Genomic DNA, 19,455 nt, shown 5'->3' with positions numbered 1-19,455 from the left:
GGGCCCCGATCACGGCTGCAGCGCGGCCACGGCCTCTTCCAGCGCGTCCTGCCAGGGCCGCGGCGCGATGCCGAACGCGTCCCGGATCCGATCGGTCGCGAGACGCGAATTGGCGGGCCTGCGGGCCGGCGTCGGGTACTCGGCCGTGCTGATCGCCTTGACGCGCGCCGACGGCCCGCCGCGCCGGGCGGAGGCCGCGAAGATCGCTTCCGCAAATCCGGCCCAGCTCGCCTCGCCCGCATTCACGAAGTGGAAGGTGCCGGCCGGCGCATCCGGGCTGCGGACGAGATCGAGGGTGACGCGGGCGAGCGCCGCCGCGAGGTCGCCCGCGAAGGTCGGGCAGCCGCGCTGGTCCGAGACGACGCCCAGTTCCTCGCGGCCCGATCCCGCAAGCCGCAGCATGGTCTTGAGGAAGTTCGAGCCGTGCGGGCTCACCACCCAGGCCGTGCGAATGATCGCATGGCGCGGATTGCCCGTGCGGACCGCCTGCTCGCCGCCCTCCTTCGAGGCGCCGTAGACGCCGAGCGGACCGACGGGATCGTCCTCGCGGTAATAGCCGTCCTTCGATCCGGGAAAGACGTAATCGGTCGAGACATGCACGATCGGAATGCCGCGCTCGGCGCTGCGCCTGGCGAGGAGCGCCGGGGCGAGCGCATTGACCCGCCAGGCCTGCACGACCTCCGTCTCGGCCTTGTCCACCGCCGTATAGGCCCCTGACGAGATGATCGCGGCCCAGGGCCGGGCGGCGAGGACGCGATCGATCGCCTCCGCATCGGCCAGGTCGAGCTCGGCGCGCGCCGGGGCGTGGAGCCGCACGCCCTCCGGCCAGGCCTGCCGCTGGAGCTCGGTCCCGACCTGCCCCGAGCCGCCCGTAACGAGGATGTCCATGCGCGACCCTGGCCGATGCGTCCCCGTCCCGCGGACGCGATCCGGCGGTCAGGCCGGCTGCGCTGCGTGAGGGCTCGCCGCAATAGCACCGGGCCGAGGCCGAAGGAACCGCGCCCCATTGCGCGGCGACGCATCGGGTCGCGTGATCGGTACCATCAAGCGTTTCACCTTGAACCGGATGGTGCGGCGCACTAGGGTCCCGGCGCTCTCAGCACCATCGGAGACGTTCCATGGCCTTCCTGGCCGACACCCTTTCGCGCGTGAAGCCCTCCGCGACCATCATGATGACGCAGAAGGCCCGCGACCTGAAGGCGAAAGGCCGGGACGTGATCTCGCTCTCCGTCGGCGAGCCGGATTTCGACACGCCGGACAACGTCAAGCAGGCCGCGATCGAGGCGATCCGGCGCGGCGAGACGAAGTACACCCCGGTCTCCGGCATCCCGCAGCTGCGCGAGGCGATCGCCCGCAAGTTCAAGCGCGAGAACGGGCTCGACTACAAGCCGTCGCAGACGATCGTCGGCACCGGCGGCAAGCACGTCATCTTCAACGCGCTGATGGCGACGCTGAACCCGGGCGACGAGGTGATCGTCGTGGCGCCCTACTGGGTCTCCTACCCGGAGATGGTCGGCCTGTGCAGCGGCACGCCGGTGATCGTCGAGGCCGCGATGGAGCACGGCTTCAAGCTCCAGCCGGAGGTGCTCGAACGCGCCATCACGCCGAAGACGAAGTGGATCATCCTCAACTCGCCGTCCAATCCGTCCGGGGCCGCCTATACCTGGGACGAGATGAAGAAGATCACGGACGTGCTCGTCCGGCACCCGCATGTCTGGGTGCTCACCGACGACATGTACGAGCATCTCACCTACGGCGACTTCGAGTTCGTCACCCCCGCCCAGGTCGAGCCGAACCTCTACGAGCGCACGCTGACGATGAACGGCGTCTCCAAAGCCTATGCGATGACCGGCTGGCGCATCGGCTATGCGGCCGGTCCCGAGCAGCTCATCAAGGCCATGGACTTCGTGCAGGGCCAGCAGACGAGCGGCGCCTGCTCCATCGCGCAATGGGCCTCCGTCGAGGCGCTCGACGGGCCGCAGGACCACCTCAAGGTCTTCAGGAAGGCCTTCGAGGAGCGGCGCGACCTCGTCGTGTCCATGCTCAACCAGGCCACCGGCCTGAAATGCCCCAAGCCCGAAGGGGCGTTCTACGTCTATCCCTCCTGCGCGGACACGATCGGCAAGACGACGAAATCCGGCAAGCGCATCGAGACGGACGAGGATTTCGTCCTCGAGCTGCTGGAGCAGGAAGGCGTCGCGGCCGTCCACGGCTCGGCCTTCGGCCTCGGCCCGAACCTGCGCATCTCCTACGCCACCTCGAACGAACTCCTGGAGGAGGCCTGCCGGCGCATCCAGCGCTTCTGCGGCGAGCTGCGCTGACCTGCCGGCGAGCGGCCCCCACGGCCTCGCGGGGACCGCTCCGGCCCTTGCGAGGCCGGCATGATGATGCCGCTTGAAACCGCCGACGAACACGAGTTCGCCGGCTGCATCGACGCGATCCTGTCGGTCTATCCCGAGCTTGCGACCGCGCGCTTCGCGATCGCGGGGCGCGGCTGGCACAGCCTCGCGGTCGAGGCCGACGACCGGCTGATCTTCAAGTTTCCCAACGGGCAGGAAGCCGAGGCGGCCTTGCGGCGCGAGGCCGGCCTGCTCCGCGTCTTGCGCCGCCGCCTCTCGACCCCGGTCCCGGACATGGTCCTCAGCGAGACCCCGCGGCTGTTCTCACGTCACGAGAAGCTGCCGGGCGTTCTGCTGCTCAGCGATGTCTATGACGGCCTCGGACAGGCTGAGCGCGACACCCTTGCCGCGGATCTCGCCCGCTTCTTCGCCGAGCTGCATTCGCTGGATATCGACGCGATGCGGGCCGCCGGCGCGCTGCCCGTCGAGACGTGGCGCTCGGACGAGGCGAGCCTCGAGCCTGCCTGGCGCATCCTTCCAGGTGCCATCCGCGGCCGCGCGCAGGCGGCACTGCGGGATTACCGGAGGCTCGGCCCCGATCCGCTGGGCGAGGTCTACGGGTTCTTCGACGCGCATGGCTGGAACATGGCCTTCGACCCGGCGAGAGGCCGCCTGTCCGGCATCTTCGACTTCGCCGATTCCGGCCTCGGGCCGCCGCACCGCGAATTCGTGCAGCCGTCCCTCATCCACCCCGAGCTGCCGCGCCGGGCCGCGGAACGTTACGGGCGGCTCACGGGCCGCAGGGTCGAGCGCCAGCGCATCTTCCTGCTGACCGCCGCCATGCGGGTCTCCGAACTCGCCGGCGCCGTGGAGACCGGGCACGAGGTTCCAGCGCTCATGCGCCTGGTGGTGAGCTGGTTCGAGGCCCGCGACACCGGCTGAGCCGGGAGCGGCGCAACCCTTGCCATGCCTCACCTTTGTTGCTCGGCGGCGACAGCCGGCTCGTCGCGACTCGGCTAGGTTTTCCACATTCCTGGAGAACTCGATTCGATGGTGCGTTTCCTCGCGCTTGCGGCGGCCGGACTGGCGGGATTCACGACTGCCGCGTCTGCGGCGGATCTGCCGTCGCGGGCGGCGCCGGCGCCGGCGCCCGAGATGCTCGTCATCCCCTATGCCTGGTCCGGCTTCTATCTCGGCGTGAATGCGGGCTACGGCTTCTCCGACAACCGCCACCGCCCGGTCTGCGCCCCCGCCTGCGCTCCGACGCCCGCGCTCGATACGGACGGGGACGGCTTCGTCGGCGGCGGGCAGCTCGGCTACAACCAGCAGATCGGCCGGTTCCTCGGCGGCATCGAGACGGATCTCCAGTACAGCGATATCGGCCGCACGGTCGGCGGCACGGCCGCGGGCGCGGTCTCGTACACGGCCGCGCAGCGCCTCGACTATCTCGGCACGCTGCGGGCCCGCGTCGGCCTCGTCATGGACCGGGTCCTCGTCTTCGCGACCGGCGGCCTCGCCTATGGCGATGTCCGCAGCGCGCAGACCATCGCGTTCCCGGGTGCCGCCTATGCGGTCGCGTCGACCCGGACCGAAGTCGGCTTCGCGGCGGGCGGCGGCGTCGAGTACGGGTTCACGCCGAACCTCACGGGCAAGGCCGAGGCGCTCTATTACGATCTCGGCCGCCGCACCCTCGCCGGTCCCGCGACTCCTCCGGCGGGGCTCGTCCGCGGCGCGCGCTTCGAGAGTGCTGGCGTCGTCGCGCGGGCCGGACTGAACTACAAGTTCAACCTCTTCTAGGCCCGGCGCGGCGCTTCCGTCCAGGCCGGTCCGGAACCCTGGCCGCGTGCCGGGGCTTGTTCCGCTCGTGCGGTTTCGGCGTCCGCGCAGGGGCTGCCGGGTTCCGCCGGACGTGGATGAACGGAGATCGCTCATGCTGAAGCGGACCTTTCTCGCCCTCGGATTGTCGGCCGCCGCCGCCATCTTTGCGGGCAACGCCCAGGCGCAGCAGACGCAGATCGGCACGCTCACCTGCGAGGTCGCCGGCGGCATCGGCATGATCGTGGGCTCGCGCAAGGAGATCGTGTGCACCTTCCAGAATTCGGCCGGCCAGCTCGAGGTCTATGACGGCGCGATCACCCGGATCGGGGTCGATATCGGCGTGACGACCGCCGGCGGCATCGTCTGGAACGTCTTCGCGCCGAGCGGGCAGGTCACGCGGGGCGCGCTCGCGGGCCGCTATGTCGGCGCGGGCGGCGAGGCGACTTTCGCGGTCGGGCTCGGCGCCAACGTCCTCGTCGGCGGCTCGCGCCGGTCGGTCGCGCTGCAGCCGGTCTCGTTCAGCGGGCAGACGGGGATCAACGTCGCGGGCGGCATTTCCGAGATGACCCTCCAGCTCAGGCCGGAGCCGCGTCCGCGCCGCAGAGGCTGACGCCGCAGCCTTCGCAGATGAGCGAGACGGGGCGGCCGGGCAGCGCCCGGCCGTTCCCGCTTCGGCTTGCTTGCCTCCGCACGCGCCCGGTGTGACGATAAGGAAGCCGCTCGCGCAAGAGGCGGCCGAGGGAGGATCGGGTGACCATGGACCAGAGTGCGGCCATGCGGACGCAGGCGAGCGATCCCGCGGCAGCGCGGCCCTGGCTCGCCTCCTATCCGCCCGACGTGCCCGAGGAGATCGACCTCTCCTCCGTCGGGACGCTCGTCGATTTCTTCAACGAGAGCGTCTCGCGCTATCCCGAGCGCCCGGCGCTCGAGAGCTTCGGCAAGCGGATGAGCTACGGCGAGCTCGCGGCGCATGTCGGGGCGGTGGCATCCTGGCTGCAGGCGCAGGGCATCGGGCGCGGCGACCGCGTCGCGATCATGCTGCCGAACGTGATCGCCTACGGGCCCATCCTGTTCGGGATCCTGGCGGCGGGCGCCACGGTCGTGAACGTCAATCCCCTCTACACGCCGCGCGAGCTCACCTTCCAGCTCAGGGATGCGGGCGCCCGCATCCTTTTCGTCCTGGAGAATTTCGGCCGCACGGTCGAGGTCTCCCGGCCCGAACTCTCGCTCGAGCGCATCGTGCTCGTGAAGCCGGGCGACCTCCTCGGTCTGAAGGGCTCGGTCATCAACCTCGTCTCGCGCTACGTGAAGAAGGCGGTGCCGCCCTTCCGGCTCGACGGCGCGGTGTCCTTCGCGGAGGTCATCCGCACCGGCACGGCGCGCCCCCCCAAACCCGTCGAGGTGACACCGGAGGACGTCGCCTTCCTCCAATATACCGGCGGGACGACGGGCACCGCGAAGGGCGCGACCCTCACCCACCGCAACGTCGCGGCGAACGTGGTGCAGTGCGAGGTCTGGATGCGCAGCGGGGGGCTCGGCCGCAATGCCGAGATCGCCGTGACCGCGCTGCCGCTGTACCACATCTTCGCGCTCACGGCCTGCTGCCTCGTGATGATGCGGCTCGGCTCCTGCCTGCTCCTCATCGCCAATCCGCGCGACCTGAAGAGCTTCGTGAAGACGCTGAAGACGCGCCCCTTCACGATGATGTCGGGCGTGAACACGCTCTACAACGCGCTCGCCCGCCACCCCGAGATCCGCGGCGTGGACTTCTCCAAGCTCGTCTTCTGCGTCTCGGGCGGGATGGCGACGCAGGCCGCCGTCGCGAAAGCCTGGAAGGAGCTGACCGGCCGCCCCATCGTGGAGGGCTACGGCCTGTCCGAGACGTCGCCGGTGGTCACAGTGAACCGTCTGGACATCCCCGAATTCACGGGAACGATCGGCTATCCCCTCCCCTCGACCGACATCTCCATCCGCGACATGGCGGGCCAGCCCCTGCCGATGGGCGAGCCGGGCGAACTCTGCGTCCGCGGCCCGCAGGTCATGAAGGGCTACTGGAACCGTCCGGACGAGACCGCGAAGGTGATGACCGAGGACGGCTTCTTCCGCACGGGCGACGTCGCCGTGATGCAGCCGGACGGGGCGGTCCGCATCGTCGACCGGATGAAGGACATGGTCCTCGTCTCGGGCTTCAACGTCTACCCGAACGAGGTGGAGGACGTGATCGCGGGTCATCCCGGCGTGGCCGAGGTCGCCGTGATCGGCCTGCCGGACGAGCGGTCGGGCGAGGTTGTCGCGGCCTATGTCGTCAAGGCCGACCCGGACCTCACGGAACCCGAGATCCGCGAATGGTGCCGCGAGCGCCTGACCGGCTACAAGGTCCCGCGCCACGTCGAGTTCCGCGAGAGCCTGCCGAAGACGAATGTCGGCAAGGTGCTCCGCCGCGTCCTCAAGGAAGAGGTTGCGCATGCGGAAGGCCGCCCTGGATAGCCTCCCGCGCGCGGAGCCGCCCCGGCCGAAAAAGCGCCGGCCCAATTGACGCAGGCGGCGGCAGAAGCCAGCATGACCTTATCGGGGCGGCCGCCCCGATCGTGCCGAGCGGGCTGCGATCGGTCCTCAGCGGGAGCGGGCGATGGCGCATTTCGTGGCTTTGCTCCGGGGAGAGCCGGATCCCGATCTGGACGCGCTCGAATATCTCTATTTCTCCGACGGCGGCACCGCGCGGGTCGGGCTCTGGGGCTACTGGGACATCTGGGCGAAGCGCGCCTGCACCGTGAAGGTGGTCTCCGGGCCCGGCTCGGCCAAGCCCAGCAACACATACGGATCCGCGGTCCTCGCCTTCGACCTGAAGGGCCTGACCGAGCGAAGCGTCATCCAGGCCTTCTCGGGCGACAGCCCGTTCAGCGGCAAGCTGGAATGCAAGCGGGGCGGGGCGGGAAACCTCGCGGCCGAGAACAAGCGCCGGCTCGACAGCGGCGATCCCAAGGAAGTCTATCCGGGCGCGAAGCTCGTGCCGCTCAAGGCGGGCTTCGGCAACTACATGCACTCGCCGAACATGGTGGGCGTCAACGGCCTCGCGGTCCATATCACGGCCGGTCCGGGCAAGGCGGATGGGTTCACCGGCAACTTCCACACGCGCAAGGTGTCGACCCATTTCGTGATCGATCGCGAGGGCATGACGGCGCAGTACGTCGCCGCCTCGCTCCAGTCGCAGGCGCAGGGCCCGGGCAACCCGAACTTCCTCAGCGTCGAGATGGTGGGGAGCCAGGACCTCAAGAAGATCCAGTATACCGAGGCGATGACCACCAAGCAGCTCGACGCGCTGACGAAGCTCTGGGCCTGGGTCTTCATCACGTTCCCGGCGCCGCAATGGCAGCTCGCGGGAATCTACACGGGCCACAAGCGTAACAAGCAGGGCCTGGGGATGGGTCACGGCCTCGACAGCCTCTATCCGGATATCGGGGCGGATTTCGCCAGCCGCTACCCTTGCGCCGGCGCGCAATCCTCCATCAACAGCTGCATCAATACGGTCGGGCTGTCCTGCCACTGGTGGCTCGACACCGCCCTCAAGTCCTGCCCGGGCGTGCCGATGTTCACCCAGCTCCCGCAGGTGCTCGGATTCAGCGAGTACAAGCTGGCCAGCCTGTCCAAGTACCAGCTCGTCTGAGGGACGGGGCGTCGACATCAGGATACGGGGCGCCGGAATGAAGGGGCGCCCTCCGTCGTCAACCGCAGCGACGGCCCGCTCCGGTCGGGCGGATCGGTGCCGAACTTGCGGTCGAAGGGCCGGAGGATGGGGCGCGCGGGATCGTGACTTGCGGGTGCGCGCGGCGGCCCTATGTCCGGGAACGGCCTGAGGAGAGCCCCATGCTGATCAAGATCCGCCGCGGCTGGGAGATCCCCGAAAGCGAGGCCACCCCGGAAGTCGTGTTCCTGAACCGCCGCGCCCTGATGGCGGGCGGCGCCGGGCTGATCGGGGCGTCCCTCGTCGGAGGCGCGGAGGCCGCCTCTCCCGATCCGACCGCCGATCTCTACCCGGCGAAGCGCAACGAGGCCTACAGGCTCGACCGCGACATCACGGACGAGAAGTACTCGGGCGACTACAACAACTACTACGAGTTCGGCACCTCCAAGTCGATCGCGGCCGCGGCGGCGAGGCTCAAGACCCGGCCCTGGACCGTGAGGATCGACGGCCTCGTCGAGAAGCCGATCGAGATCGCGATCGACGACCTCGTCCGCAGGATGCCGCTCGAGGAGCGGCTCTACCGCCATCGCTGCGTGGAGGCTTGGTCGATGGCCGTGCCCTGGACCGGGTTCCCGCTCGCCTCCCTCGTCGCCCTCGCGAACCCGACGGGCGAGGCCCGCTACATGGTCATGCAGACCTTCAAGGACCCGTCCCAGGCGCCTGGCCAGAAACAGTTCTGGTATCCCTGGCCCTATACGGAGGGGCTCACGGTCGAGGAGGCGAGGAACGAGCTCGCCTTCATGGTCACGGGCATCTACGGCAAGCCGCTCGGCAACCAATTCGGCGCGCCGCTCCGCCTCGCGGTGCCCTGGAAATACGGGTTCAAGTCCGTCAAGGCCATCGACCGGATCACCTTCACCAAGGAACGGCCGAAGACGTTCTGGGAGGCGCTGCAATCCTCCGAATACGGGTTCTGGGCCAACGTGAACCCGGAGGTCCCGCATCCCCGCTGGAGCCAGGCGTCCGAGCGCGTCCTCGGCACGGGCGAGATGCGCCCGACGATGATCTTCAACGGCTACGGCGCCTACGTCGCGGAGCTCTACAAGGACCTGAAGACCGAGCGCCTGTGGGCTTGAGCCGGGCGCGGCCGATTGCGGCGCCCCGCATCTGTGCCTAAGGCTTGCTCCAGGACCGCAAAGGGTGCGGCCTGAAGGAGGCTTCATGTCGGGTACGTTGGCATCCCGCCCGGATACGACCCTCGCGGGCATGGTCTGGCCTGCCCGGGAAGGCGCCGCGCTCCGCCTCCTCCGCGGCGCAGCTCTCGGCTTCCTCGGCGCCTGTCTGCTGACGATCTCGGCCAAGACGCAGGTGCCCGGGCCCGTTCCGATGACGCTCCAGACCCTGGCCGTGATGGCGATCGGCGCGGGCCTGGGCATGCGCCTCGCGCTGGCCTCCGTCCTGATCTACCTGGCCCAGGGCGCCCTCGGCCTGCCCGTCTTCGCCAATACCCCGCCGCAGGTGCCGAACCTCGCCTATTTCCTCGGCCCGACCGGCGGCTTCCTGCTCGGTTTCGCGGCGGCGGCCGCCATCGTCGGGGCGGCGGCCGATCGCGGCCTGCTGAGAAGGCCCGTGATCTTCGGTCTCGTCCTGACCGGAGCCAATGTCGTGATGCTGGCGGTCGGCTGCATCTGGCTCGCCTTCCTGGCCAGGACGGCGTCCGGCACCGGCATCGGTCTCGTCCGGGCTTTCGAGTTCGGCGTACAGCCCTTCCTGGTCGGCAACGCCATCAAGCTCGCGATCGCGGCGCTTTCGTTCCCACTGCTCTTCAGGTTCGCGGCGAGGTTCAGCCGGTAACGCCCGCGCCATCCGGCCCGTCCGGGCAGCAGCCTGCAATCCGGCCGAGGCGGTGGCGAGACGCCCCTCCGCCGCGGCCTGCAGGACCTCCGCGCCAAGAAAAAGGCCGGACCCATGAGGATCCGGCCGAAAGTTCGAGACGCGACAGGAGCGTCTCCAGAGGGGAACGGCTGAACGGAACGCGGGAGGTCACCCGTTCCGCAGGTCTCAGCCGCAGGAACTCTGCTCCCGCGCGACGGCGCATGGCAGCGGTTCCGTCACATGGAAGCCATGCGGCGGCCGCATGGATCGATCGTCAATAGGACCAGCGCTGGGCCTTGGCGACGAGGAAGTCGCGGAAGGCCTGCACGCGGGCGACGTTCCGCATCTCCTCGGCATAGACCAGATAGGTGTCCAGCGCGGGCATCTCGACGTCGCGCAGGAGCTGGACGAGCTTGGTGCTGCCGTCCACGGCATAGTCCGGAAGGACGGCGATGCCCGCGCCGGTCTCGACCGCGGAGCGAAGCGCGGGGATGTTGTTGACGACCAGGTGGTAGTCGCGCGGCGCGCGCCCGTCCCGGCCGATGGTCGCGAGCCAATGCACCGAGAGGAGATAGGCCGGCTGATCCCCGCCGAAGGACAGGAGGCGGTGCTCGTCGAGATCCTCGATCGTCTTCGGCTCGCCGAACCGCTTCACGTAGTCGGTCGAGGCGTAGACGTGGAAATGGACGGTGAAGAGCCGGCGCTGGATCAGATCCGGCTGGGCCGGACGCCGCAGCCGGATCGCGACATCCGCCTCGCGCATGGCGAGGTCGAGTTCCTCGTTGGTCAGGATCAGGGAGACGCGCACGTCCGGATAGTTGTCGAGGAACTCGGCGATGCGCTGCGTGAGCCAGAGGGAACCGAGGCCCACCGTGGTCGTGACCTTGAGCTCGCCGGAGGGCCGCTCGCTCGTCTCCTCGAGCCGCGCCCGCGTGTTCTCGAGCCTGAGCCGCATGTCCTTCGCGGCCCGGAACAGGAGATCGCCCTGCTCGGTCAGGATCAGGCCGCGGGCATGCCTGTGGAAGAGCGGCGCCTTGAGCTCGCGCTCCAGCGCCGAGACCTGCCGGCTCACGGCCGACTGGCTCAGGCCGAGATCCTCACCGGCGCGGGTGAAGCTGCCCGCCTCGGCGACGGTGTAGAAGATGCGGATCTTGTCCCAGTCCAAGGCGGCCCCCAGGCCCGTTCGGTCCCTGCGGTTCGGGACCAGCTATTCCGCCGCCTCGGCGAGGAGGTTCGCGGCTTCGAGATACCGTTCGGCCTCCAGCGCCGCCATGCAGCCCATCCCGGCCGCCGTGACGGCCTGGCGGTAGACGTCGTCCGTCACGTCGCCGGCCGCGAAGACGCCGGGGATGTTGGTCGCGGTGGAATCCGGAGCCGTGCGCAGATAGCCGCCGGGCTTCATGTCGAGCTGGCCGGCGAAGATCTCCGTCGCGGGCTTGTGGCCGATCGCGACGAAGACGCCGTGCACCGGCAGGTCCTCGACCGCCCCCGTCTTCAGGTTGCGCAACTTCACATGCGTGACGGAGGGCGGCGGCCCGTCCGTGCCGCAGATCTCCTCGACGGCGCAATCCCAGACCACCCGCACGTTCGGGTGGCGGAACAGGCGGTCCTGCAGGATGCGCTCCGCCCGGAGCGACGAGCGGCGATGGATCAGCGTCACCTTGGAGGCGAGGTTCGCGAGGTAGAGCGCCTCCTCCACGGCCGTGTTGCCGCCCCCCACCACCGCGACCTCCCGGCCGCGGGAGAAGAAGCCGTCGCAGGTCGCGCAGGCCGAGACGCCGAAGCCGCTGAACTTCGCCTCGGAGGGCAGGCCCAGCCACTTCGCCTGCGCGCCCGTGGCGATCACGACCGCGTCGGCCTCGTAGACGTCGCCGGAATCGCCCGTGAGCCGGAATGGCCGCCGCTCCAGCTCCGCCTTCACGATCGTGTCGGAGATCATCCGGGTCCCGACATGCTCGGCCTGGAGGCGCATCTGCTCCATGAGCCAGGGTCCCTGGATGACGTCCGCGAAACCCGGATAGTTCTCGACATCCGTCGTGATCATGAGCTGCCCGCCGGGCTGGATCCCCGAGATGAGCACGGGCTCCAGCATCGCGCGCGCGGCGTAGATGGCGGTCGTGTAGCCGGCCGGGCCGGAGCCGACGATGATGAGCTTGGCGTGGAGATGCGCCATGAGGTCCTCCGGTCAGCGCGACGCGGCCGCGCGGATGGCGGCACGATGCGCTGCAAAACCCTCCGCGACTGCTTGTGCGATCACGGGGGTCGAGTCCAGCTTCTCGTAGGCGTAGCACTCGAGTTTGCCACCGAAGCTTTTCACCAGCCCCGCGGATTTGAGCTCGGCGAGAAACCGCCCGAGCCGCCCGACGCCGCCCTCCGGCTCGAAGACCAGCACCGGCGCGCCCGTCGCGACGGCTTCGGACAGCATGTTGACGGAATCCGCCGTCACCACGATCGCGTCGGCCAGCGCCAGCATGGAGGCATAGGGGTTCTCGCCCGTGCCGTCCCAGAGGAAGCCGCGCCCGTCCCGCGCGAGCGCCCGCAGCTCCGCCGCGAGCCCCGGCGGGGTGCGGCGCGACGTCGTGATCATCAGCGAGACCCCACCCGCCGCGAGCGACCGGAGCTGGCCGGCCAGGCGCGCGACGTCCCGGGTCGAGAAGGCGCCGTGCCGGCTGTCCCCGCCGGCGAGCACCGCCGCACGCGGGGCCGGCAGGGCCGACAGGCGCGGATCCGGCCGCGCGCGGGCCGCTTCGAGCCTTTCGGGCGAGAAGCGGTGCGGGGCGGTCAGCGTCCGGACGACGTTCGGCCCCTCGATCCGGTCGTAGCTCGGCGCCCAGACGAGGTCGGCCGCCCCGGGCCCGGTCCGCGGGTCCTTCAGGAAGACCGTGAAGCTCCGTCCGCCGGACAGCCGCTTCACGGCCCGCAGATAGGGCACCGCCCGCCGGCCGGACGCGATGGCGAGATCGGGAAAGGGCGGAGCGACGGGACTGCCCGGCCGCCCCGCCCGCTCGCGCGGATCGATCGGCCCCCAGGGCATGAGCCAGGCGAAAGGCGCCCCGGGCGCCACGCGCCGGATCTCGGGCGAGAGCCCGAGCCGTTCCGCGACCGCCAGGCATTGCGTCTCGTCGCCCGCCTTGCCGTCCGTCAGCACCCAGGCGCTCGCGCCCGGGAGGCCGGCCGCCGGGGGCGCGGCTAGATCGGGCTGCGTCGGAGCCATCCGGCATAATGGGCCGCGAGCGCCAGGACGCGCCGCTGCTCCGAGCGCTCGTCGTACCAGGCCCCGCCCGAATTCGACGGGAGAGCCGAGAGCTGCGGATGCCGTGCGAGGATCTGCCCGTTCGGCGCCACCACCAGCGCCTCGCCTTCGAGATAGTCGTTCTGGATGCCGCCGCCGAAGAAGCGGCCGCCTTCCCGGCCCACATAGGAGGGCATCGAGATGCCGTCGATGCGCACGACGAGGCGCGGCGCGCCGCGCCCGCCGCCGAGCCGGTCGGCAAAGGCACGGGCGAGCTCGGCCTGGAGCGCCGAGCGCAGGAAGTCCGCGAACGGCCCCAGCCGCCTGGCGTGGAGAGGTCCCACATCGACGATGACCGCGGAGAAGCGCGGCGGACCGGCCTGCGCCAGGGCGGAGGGCCCGCTCGCGGCCGCGGCCACGAGCCCCGCCACCATCGCGCGCCGATCAAGCCCGATGCCCGTCATGTGCTCTCCCCGGCCGTTGCGGCGCGGACTCAGATAAGTGGCGTGGCGGATTTGCGCAAAGCCGGCCTCCTTGAAACGCCCCGGCCGGCCACCGACCTTCCCGCCATCCCCTGGTCCGGGCCCCTCTGGCGGAAGCAGCCGGCGCTCTCGCGATGTCGGACCGTGTTCCCGACACCGTCAGCCGGCCAAGGAGAAGTCCGTGCAGGATTTCGTCGCCACGCTCCTGTCCCTCTTCCTGATCCAGCCGCTCCAGGCGGAGCTGACGGAAAGGCTCGAGGCGGCGCGGGTGCCGCAGGCGGTGGTCGCCGAGGTCGCCGCATGCACCCGTCAGGCCGCGCCGCGCGTTCTGGACCGGGCGCTCTCCGATCCCGTCTGGGCGGCCGGCAGCGCGATCCGGGTCTGGTTCGGGGCGGCGCGTCCGGAAGCGCTGCTCGTCGAGATCGCGCCGGGCTGCGCCCCGGCCGTCGCCGCGGCGCGTCCCTTCCTCGAAGGCGGTGCCTCCTCGTGAGCCGCTCCGTTGCGGCAACGCTTCCCCGCCGCGGCGGCGGCGGCACGGCAAGGGCCGGCGCCATCACCCGCCCCATCCTCCGTCTCGCCGGGATGCTTCGGCGCGACCGCGTGCAGCTCGGCGAGCTGTTCGACCGGCTGGGCTACGAGGGCTTCGGCCTCGCGCTCCTGGTGCTCACGCTGCCGACGATCATCCCGACGCCCGGACCCGTCGGCATGACCTTCGGGACCGTCATCGCGCTGGTCGCCCTGCAGGTGATGTTCGGCGCGCGCGGGGTCTGGCTGCCGGCCTTCCTGCGCCGCCGGACCGTGCCCGGGGCGGCGCTCCGACGCGGCATCGCGGTCGCCCTGCCCTATCTGGCGCGGGCCGAGCGCTGGCTCTGCGAACACCGGCTCGCCCTTCTCACCCGCGGTCCGGCCCGGGCGCTCCTCGGCCTGCCGATCTTCGTCCTCGCGGTCGCGATCGCGCTGCCGATCCCCTTCGGGAACACGGCCCCGGCGCTCGCGCTGCTCGTCTTCGCCTTCGGCTTCATGGCGCGGGACGGGGCCGCGATCGCGGCGGCGCTGGTCCTCACCGTCCTGGCGGTCGCCTGGACGGCCTTCCTGTTCCTCGCCGGCGCGAGCCTGTTCGGCTGGGCGACGGCCTGAGCGGAGCCGGCCTCAGATCGTCCCGCTCAGGCCCTGGCGGACCTTGTCGAGCTCCTCGGCATAGCGCCGCAACGCGTGCTGCTCGGTGAGGAGGCCGAGCACCTTGCGGCTTTTCGGGTCGTCCACCACGACGAGCGCCTCGCTCTCCGTCCGGTCGAAGGCGGCGATCGCGTCCTTCACGTTCATATCCGGCGTGAGGACGTCGCGACGGAGCTGGACGAGGTCGCAGACGCGCCGCGCCTTCGTGGCGCTCTCCTCCTCGGGCGCATAGGCGTCTGCCACGTTGACGAGCCCGGCATAGCGGTCCTCGGCGTCGAGGGCGACGACGCGGTGCTTGGAGCCGATCGGGAACTTGTTGCGGAACTCGGCGATCGGCATGTCCTCGCGCACGGTCTTCACGTCCTGGCGCATCATGCGCCCGGCCGTGAGCGAGCGAATCCAGCCGACGTCGTGCGCGGAGCGGATCGTCTCGCCGCGCAGGTGCAGCCGCCAGGTCGAGAAGGAATAGCCGAAGAACTCGCGCACCGTGATGCTGGAGACGGTCGCGGCCGCGAGCACGATGCCCGTGATGAGGAGGTCGCCCGAGGTCTCGAGGGCCAGGAAGGTCATGGTGAGCGGGCCGCCGACCACCGCGACCGCGAGCGCGCTCATGCCGACCACCGCCGCCGTGACCGGGTCCACCGCCAGATGCGGCGCCACGGCCATGATGCCGCTCGCGAAGATGCGGCCGAGCAGCGCCCCGAGCAGCAGCGACGCGAAGAACAGGCCGCCGCGGAAGCCCGCGCCGAGCGAGACGGCCGAGGCCAGCATCTTCAGGCAGAACAGGGACGCGAAGGCGAACAGGGTCGCGTCGCTCTCCAGCACGCCGTGCAGCGCGCCATGCCCGGAGGAAAGCACCTGAGGCGTGACGAGGCCGAGCGCGCCCAGGATCGCGCCGCCGAGAAAGGGCCGGAAGGTCGGCGAGATGCGGGTCTTCTGGAACAGCTGCTCCACCGCCGTCACCCCGCGCATGACCGCGATGCCGGCGAAGCCGGCCGCGAGGCCGAGGCTCATGAAGACGAGATACGCGAAGGCGTCGCTCGGCGGGCGCGCGGCCACCTCGAGCGGCGCCGCGGCGATCCCGATCGCGGCGCCGACCAGATAGGCCGCGAGCGAGGCGGCCATCACGGGCGCGACGGTCGCGACCGAATAGGTGCCGATGATGAGCTCGAAGGCGTAGAAGGCCCCGGTGATCGGCGCCCCGAAGGCGGCCGAGATCGCCGCCGCCGCGCCGCAGCCCACGAAGACCCGCACCTCCGCCCGCCGGAGCCGCAGCGCGAGGCCGAGCCGGGACCCGAGCACCGCCCCGCCCTGCGTATAGGCGGCCTCCAGCCCGACGGACGCGCCGAAGCCGTTCGAGACGAGCGTCTGGCCGGCCACGACGGCGGAATCCACCACCGACATGCGGCCGCCATGGAGGGCGTTGGCCTCGATCGGATCGATCGCAGGCCGGCGCCGCCACTTCACCACCCAGATCGACGTGATCCCGAGGATCAGCCCGCCGACCGCCGGCCAGAACAGCGCCCAGGGCGGCATGAGGACCGCGCTCGACAGATGCTCGACCCGGGAGATGCCGAAGAGGAGACGGTGCATGAGCTGCGCCGTCCAGCTCAGCCCCGACACGAAGACGCCCGTCACGGCGCCGATCACGGCCGCGACCGCGACGAGCCAGAACTCGCTCCCGCGCACGAGGCCGCGCAAAGCGGCGAGCAGCCGGCCCGCGGCGCCGCCGCGGGTCGAAGCGGCCCCCGCCGCGACCGCATCCTTCAGCTCGAGCGTCGACATCGCCTCGACATGACCGGCGAAACCTGAACGGGTTCCTTGCGGCCCTCGCAAGCCTGGCGCGAGGCGCGGGATTTACCGCCCGCTAACCATGCGCTCGGCAAGACTTGCCGGATCGGGCGGGGAGATGCGTCGGGGCATGAGCGAGGGGGCGGCGGCAGCTCTGCAGGCGGCGGGACGGGTTCCGCCGGTCGGCTCGCGTTTGGGCACGGTGCCGGTGCCGACGCTCGCCGACCTGCGCGCGCTGACGCGCCGGCCGGACATCCTGCTCGCGGTCGGCGTGATGGGCATCCTGGTGGTGCTCGTCTTTCCCATGCCGGCGCTGCTGCTGGACCTGCTGCTCGCGCTGTCCATCATCATGTCCGTCCTGATCCTCATGACGGCGCTCTTCATCGAGAACCCGCTCGAATTCTCGATCTTCCCGACGGTGCTCCTCATCGCGACGATGTTCCGGCTCGCCCTGAACCTCGCCTCGACGCGCCTCATCCTGGCGCATGGGCACGAGGGCGGCGCGGCCGCAGGCCACGTCATCGAGGCGTTCGGCAATTTCGTGATGGGCGGCTCCTTCGTGATCGGGGTGATCGTCTTCGCGATCCTGATCATCGTGAACTTCGTGGTGATCACGAAGGGCTCGGGCCGCATCGCGGAGGTCGCGGCGCGCTTCACGCTCGACGCCATGCCCGGCAAGCAGATGGCGATCGACGCCGACCTCTCGGCCGGGATCATCGACCAGGAGACCGCGCGCGAGCGCCGCAAGAGCCTGGAGGACGAATCCGCCTTCTACGGCGCCATGGACGGCGCCTCGAAATTCGTGCGCGGCGACGCGATCGCGGCCCTCCTCATCACCTTCATCAACGTGGTGGGCGGCATCATCATCGGGGTGGCCCAGCAGGGCCTCTCGGTCGGCGACGCGGCGAGGAGCTACACCCTGCTGACCGCCGGCGACGGCCTGGTGAGCCAGGTGCCCGCCCTGATCGTCTCGATCGCCGCTGGCTTCCTCGTCTCGAAGGCGGGCGTGCGCGGCGCCGCCGCCGGCGCGCTGCACAGGCAGTTCGCCCATTACCCGAAGGCGCTCGGCATGTCGGCCGCCGTCATGGCGGGGATCGGCCTCCTGCCGGGCATCCCGATCCTGCCCTTCGCGACGCTTGCGGCCGCCGCGGGCTGGCTCGCCTACAAGCTCGACCGGCAGAACAGGGCGAAGGCGGCGGCCGAGGCCGTGCAGGCCGTCGCCGGCCAGGCCGGCGCCCCGGCCGCCGAGGAGCCGATCTCCGAGACGCTCAGGATCGACGACCTCAAGATCGAGATCGGCTACGCCCTTCTCCCGCTCGTCAATGGCGGCGAGGGCGGCGACCGCCTGACGGAGCAGATCAAGGCGCTGCGCCGCCAGCTCGCGGCCGAGCTCGGCTTCGTGATGCCCTCCGTCCGCATCCTGGACAACGTCACCCTGGAGCCGAACAGCTACATCGTCCGCGTCAAGGAGGTGGAGGCGGGAACGGGCCGCGTCTTCCCCGGCCTGTTCATGGCCATGGACCCGATGGGCGGCCAGGTGCAGCTTCCCGGCCAGCATACGCTCGAGCCCACCTTCGGCCTGCCGGCCACCTGGATCGACGAGGTCCTGCGCGACGAGGCCTCGATCCGCGGCTACACGGTCGTCGATGCGGCCACCGTCATCTCGACGCATCTCACCGAGGTCATCAAGGGGCACACGGCCGAGCTCCTCTCCCATGTCGAGGTGCAGAAGCTGCTCAAGGACCTGCCCAAGGAACACGGCGAGCTCGTGCGCGAGCTCGTGCCGTCGCAGATCTCGACCACCGGCATCCAGCGCGTGCTGCAGCTCCTCCTGGCGGAGCGGGTCTCCATCCGCGATCTCGGCACGATCCTGGAGGGGATCGCGGACGTGGTCGGCAGCGTGAAGAACCCGCGCGACATCGCCGAGCATGTCCGCATGCGCCTCGCCCGGCAGATCTGCGCGCAATACGCCGCGCCGCAGGGCTATCTGCCGATCGTCACGCTCTCGCCAGCCTGGGAGACGGCCTTCCTCGACTCGATCGTCGGCCAGGGCGAGGAGCGCCACCTCGCCATGCAGCCCTCCAGGCTCGGCGAGTTCGTCACCGCCGTGCGCGAGCGGTTCGAGGACGCCGCCCGCATGGGCGAGATGCCGGTGCTGGTCACCTCGTCGAGCGCCCGCCCCTATGTCCGCTCGATCATCGAGCGCTTCCGCCGCGAGACGCCGGTGCTCGGCCAGGCCGAGATCCACTCGCGGGTCAGGCTGAAGACGGTGGGGAGCGTGTGAGGACGCTATTCTGTTTCCTCAGGATTGATGACCTCATAGCAGGCCACAACTCGGAACAATCTCCGGTCTTCGCCAAGAGGATTGAGGATTTTCGCTCTCTTGCTGTCCCAAACTACCCAGTGACCCTTATCAAATTCATTCTCTTTCCTAACGACTTTCAGGAGCGCATCCGAGATGCCGGCGGTCGCGAGAAATTCGGATACGGTCTTTAGGCGATGATATGTCATCATCCTGAAGCGTCTTGGGTGCGCTGCGAGTTCAGTTCCAAGCTCTCGAAGCGCCGCTCTGACCGTGCGTGCACTTGTCGATGTTTGTCGGCCGTCGGGATAGACAACAGCGTACGCTTCGGCTCTCGGCCTGCGCGAGAGCATAGCGACGCACGCAGCGCCACAGTCGTTCCCGTCTGCGGCCTGCCGAACTAAACGCATGTCGCACTCTCTCCTGCCGTTCCCAAAAGAGATATAATGAGAAACCGCTGAGAGACTGCAAGAGATATCAAAGCTCATCTTGCTTTCGAACGGACAGGAATCCTCGACGTCGCGGCTGTCTCCTTCACCCGCGTCGAGGGAACGCAACCCTTCGCCCAACTCGCCGTGAAGGCGATGCAGCCGGTTCACATGCTGCAGGAGCTCCCGCCCGATCTGATCTTGCGCCTCGACGGGCAACTCCGCGACCGCGGCGAGTGTCGTGTCGAGCGTCTTCGTCATCGACCCCCTTCCCGTTCCGTTGAACACGTTCCCACAAAGTCGACCGCGGAATGACAGCCCGCATAGCTT

Annotated in this window: 18 protein-coding genes; 11 read left to right on the top strand and 7 right to left on the bottom strand. The window is 69.9% G+C overall.

Features of this window, described 5'->3' with window-relative positions:
* Nucleotides 1-9 precede the first annotated feature (9 nt).
* Nucleotides 10-888, bottom strand: a complete 879-nt coding sequence (rfbD, locus tag HJG44_RS11960) for a dTDP-4-dehydrorhamnose reductase (protein ID WP_171218592.1) — start codon at nucleotides 886-888, stop codon at nucleotides 10-12.
* A 230-nt stretch (nucleotides 889-1,118) separates the two neighbouring features.
* Between rfbD and HJG44_RS11955 the strand changes: the two genes are divergently transcribed.
* From HJG44_RS11955 to HJG44_RS11920, 8 genes are all read left to right on the top strand, one after another.
* Entirely contained in the window at nucleotides 1,119-2,321 is a 1,203-nt protein-coding gene (locus tag HJG44_RS11955; protein WP_171218591.1) for a pyridoxal phosphate-dependent aminotransferase, read from the top strand.
* Between the two features lie 60 nt (nucleotides 2,322-2,381).
* Nucleotides 2,382-3,281 carry a phosphotransferase family protein gene (locus HJG44_RS11950; RefSeq protein WP_171218590.1) on the top strand — a complete coding sequence of 300 codons (900 nt, stop codon included), beginning with the start codon at nucleotides 2,382-2,384 and terminating at the stop codon, nucleotides 3,279-3,281.
* A 108-nt stretch (nucleotides 3,282-3,389) separates the two neighbouring features.
* The gene (locus HJG44_RS11945; protein ID WP_171218589.1) at nucleotides 3,390-4,136 is read left to right on the top strand and encodes an outer membrane protein; all 747 of its coding nucleotides are present in this window, start codon (nucleotides 3,390-3,392) and stop codon (nucleotides 4,134-4,136) included.
* A gap of 133 nt (nucleotides 4,137-4,269) precedes the next feature.
* Nucleotides 4,270-4,767: a DUF992 domain-containing protein gene (locus tag HJG44_RS11940; protein WP_171218588.1), complete on the top strand. Its 498-nt coding sequence runs from the start codon at nucleotides 4,270-4,272 to the stop codon at nucleotides 4,765-4,767.
* Nucleotides 4,768-4,913: 146 nt separating this feature from the next.
* A complete protein-coding gene (locus HJG44_RS11935; protein ID WP_171218587.1) occupies nucleotides 4,914-6,644 on the top strand; it encodes an AMP-binding protein in 1,731 nt (576 codons plus the stop codon).
* Between the two features lie 142 nt (nucleotides 6,645-6,786).
* Nucleotides 6,787-7,821 (top strand): N-acetylmuramoyl-L-alanine amidase, encoded by a 1,035-nt coding sequence (locus HJG44_RS11930; RefSeq protein WP_171218586.1) that lies wholly within the window; start codon nucleotides 6,787-6,789, stop codon nucleotides 7,819-7,821.
* 200 nt (nucleotides 7,822-8,021) lie between these two features.
* Entirely contained in the window at nucleotides 8,022-8,975 is a 954-nt protein-coding gene (gene msrP / locus HJG44_RS11925; RefSeq protein WP_171218585.1) for a protein-methionine-sulfoxide reductase catalytic subunit MsrP, read from the top strand.
* A gap of 85 nt (nucleotides 8,976-9,060) precedes the next feature.
* Entirely contained in the window at nucleotides 9,061-9,693 is a 633-nt protein-coding gene (locus HJG44_RS11920) for a biotin transporter BioY (RefSeq protein WP_171218584.1), read from the top strand.
* A gap of 295 nt (nucleotides 9,694-9,988) precedes the next feature.
* Here the strand turns inward: HJG44_RS11920 and HJG44_RS11915 are convergent, their stop codons facing one another.
* Genes HJG44_RS11915 through HJG44_RS11900 form a run of 4 tightly spaced genes read right to left on the bottom strand, consistent with a single transcriptional unit; the run spans nucleotide 9,989 to nucleotide 13,410 of the window.
* Nucleotides 9,989-10,879 (bottom strand): LysR family transcriptional regulator, encoded by an 891-nt coding sequence (locus HJG44_RS11915; protein ID WP_171218583.1) that lies wholly within the window; start codon nucleotides 10,877-10,879, stop codon nucleotides 9,989-9,991.
* 42 nt (nucleotides 10,880-10,921) lie between these two features.
* Entirely contained in the window at nucleotides 10,922-11,887 is a 966-nt protein-coding gene (trxB, locus tag HJG44_RS11910; RefSeq protein ID WP_171218582.1) for a thioredoxin-disulfide reductase, read from the bottom strand.
* A 12-nt stretch (nucleotides 11,888-11,899) separates the two neighbouring features.
* On the bottom strand, nucleotides 11,900-12,928 hold the full coding sequence (locus HJG44_RS11905) for a mitochondrial fission ELM1 family protein (RefSeq protein ID WP_171218581.1): 1,029 nt from the start codon (nucleotides 12,926-12,928) through the stop codon (nucleotides 11,900-11,902).
* A complete protein-coding gene (locus HJG44_RS11900; RefSeq protein WP_171218580.1) occupies nucleotides 12,904-13,410 on the bottom strand; it encodes a hypothetical protein in 507 nt (168 codons plus the stop codon). Before HJG44_RS11900 ends, HJG44_RS11905 begins: the two co-directional genes overlap by 25 nt.
* Nucleotides 13,411-13,609: 199 nt before the next feature.
* Here HJG44_RS11900 and HJG44_RS11895 point away from each other — a divergent pair, with 199 nt between their 5' ends.
* Both HJG44_RS11895 and HJG44_RS11890 read left to right on the top strand, forming a co-directional pair.
* Entirely contained in the window at nucleotides 13,610-13,918 is a 309-nt protein-coding gene (locus HJG44_RS11895) for a hypothetical protein (RefSeq protein ID WP_171218579.1), read from the top strand.
* Nucleotides 13,915-14,565, top strand: a complete 651-nt coding sequence (locus HJG44_RS11890; RefSeq protein WP_171218578.1) for an exopolysaccharide biosynthesis protein — start codon at nucleotides 13,915-13,917, stop codon at nucleotides 14,563-14,565. The genes HJG44_RS11895 and HJG44_RS11890 overlap by 4 nt, the downstream gene beginning before the upstream one ends.
* Nucleotides 14,566-14,577: 12 nt before the next feature.
* Here HJG44_RS11890 and HJG44_RS11885 read toward each other — a convergent pair whose 3' ends face one another.
* Nucleotides 14,578-16,389: a chloride channel protein gene (locus tag HJG44_RS11885; RefSeq protein WP_171218577.1), complete on the bottom strand. Its 1,812-nt coding sequence runs from the start codon at nucleotides 16,387-16,389 to the stop codon at nucleotides 14,578-14,580.
* Between the two features lie 136 nt (nucleotides 16,390-16,525).
* On the opposite strand from HJG44_RS11885, the gene flhA reads away from it, so the two are divergent.
* On the top strand, nucleotides 16,526-18,679 hold the full coding sequence (gene flhA / locus HJG44_RS11880; protein ID WP_171218576.1) for a flagellar biosynthesis protein FlhA: 2,154 nt from the start codon (nucleotides 16,526-16,528) through the stop codon (nucleotides 18,677-18,679).
* Between the two features lie 5 nt (nucleotides 18,680-18,684).
* Here flhA and HJG44_RS11875 read toward each other — a convergent pair whose 3' ends face one another.
* Nucleotides 18,685-19,386 carry a hypothetical protein gene (locus HJG44_RS11875; protein ID WP_171218575.1) on the bottom strand — a complete coding sequence of 234 codons (702 nt, stop codon included), beginning with the start codon at nucleotides 19,384-19,386 and terminating at the stop codon, nucleotides 18,685-18,687.
* Nucleotides 19,387-19,455: the final 69 nt, after the last annotated feature.

The sequence above is a fragment of the Enterovirga aerilata genome (assembly GCF_013044135.1).
Taxonomy (GTDB): domain Bacteria; phylum Pseudomonadota; class Alphaproteobacteria; order Rhizobiales; family Beijerinckiaceae; genus Enterovirga; species Enterovirga aerilata.
The sequence above is the reverse complement of the archived record's forward strand: the minus strand, read 5'-3'. Positions and strand labels throughout refer to the sequence as shown.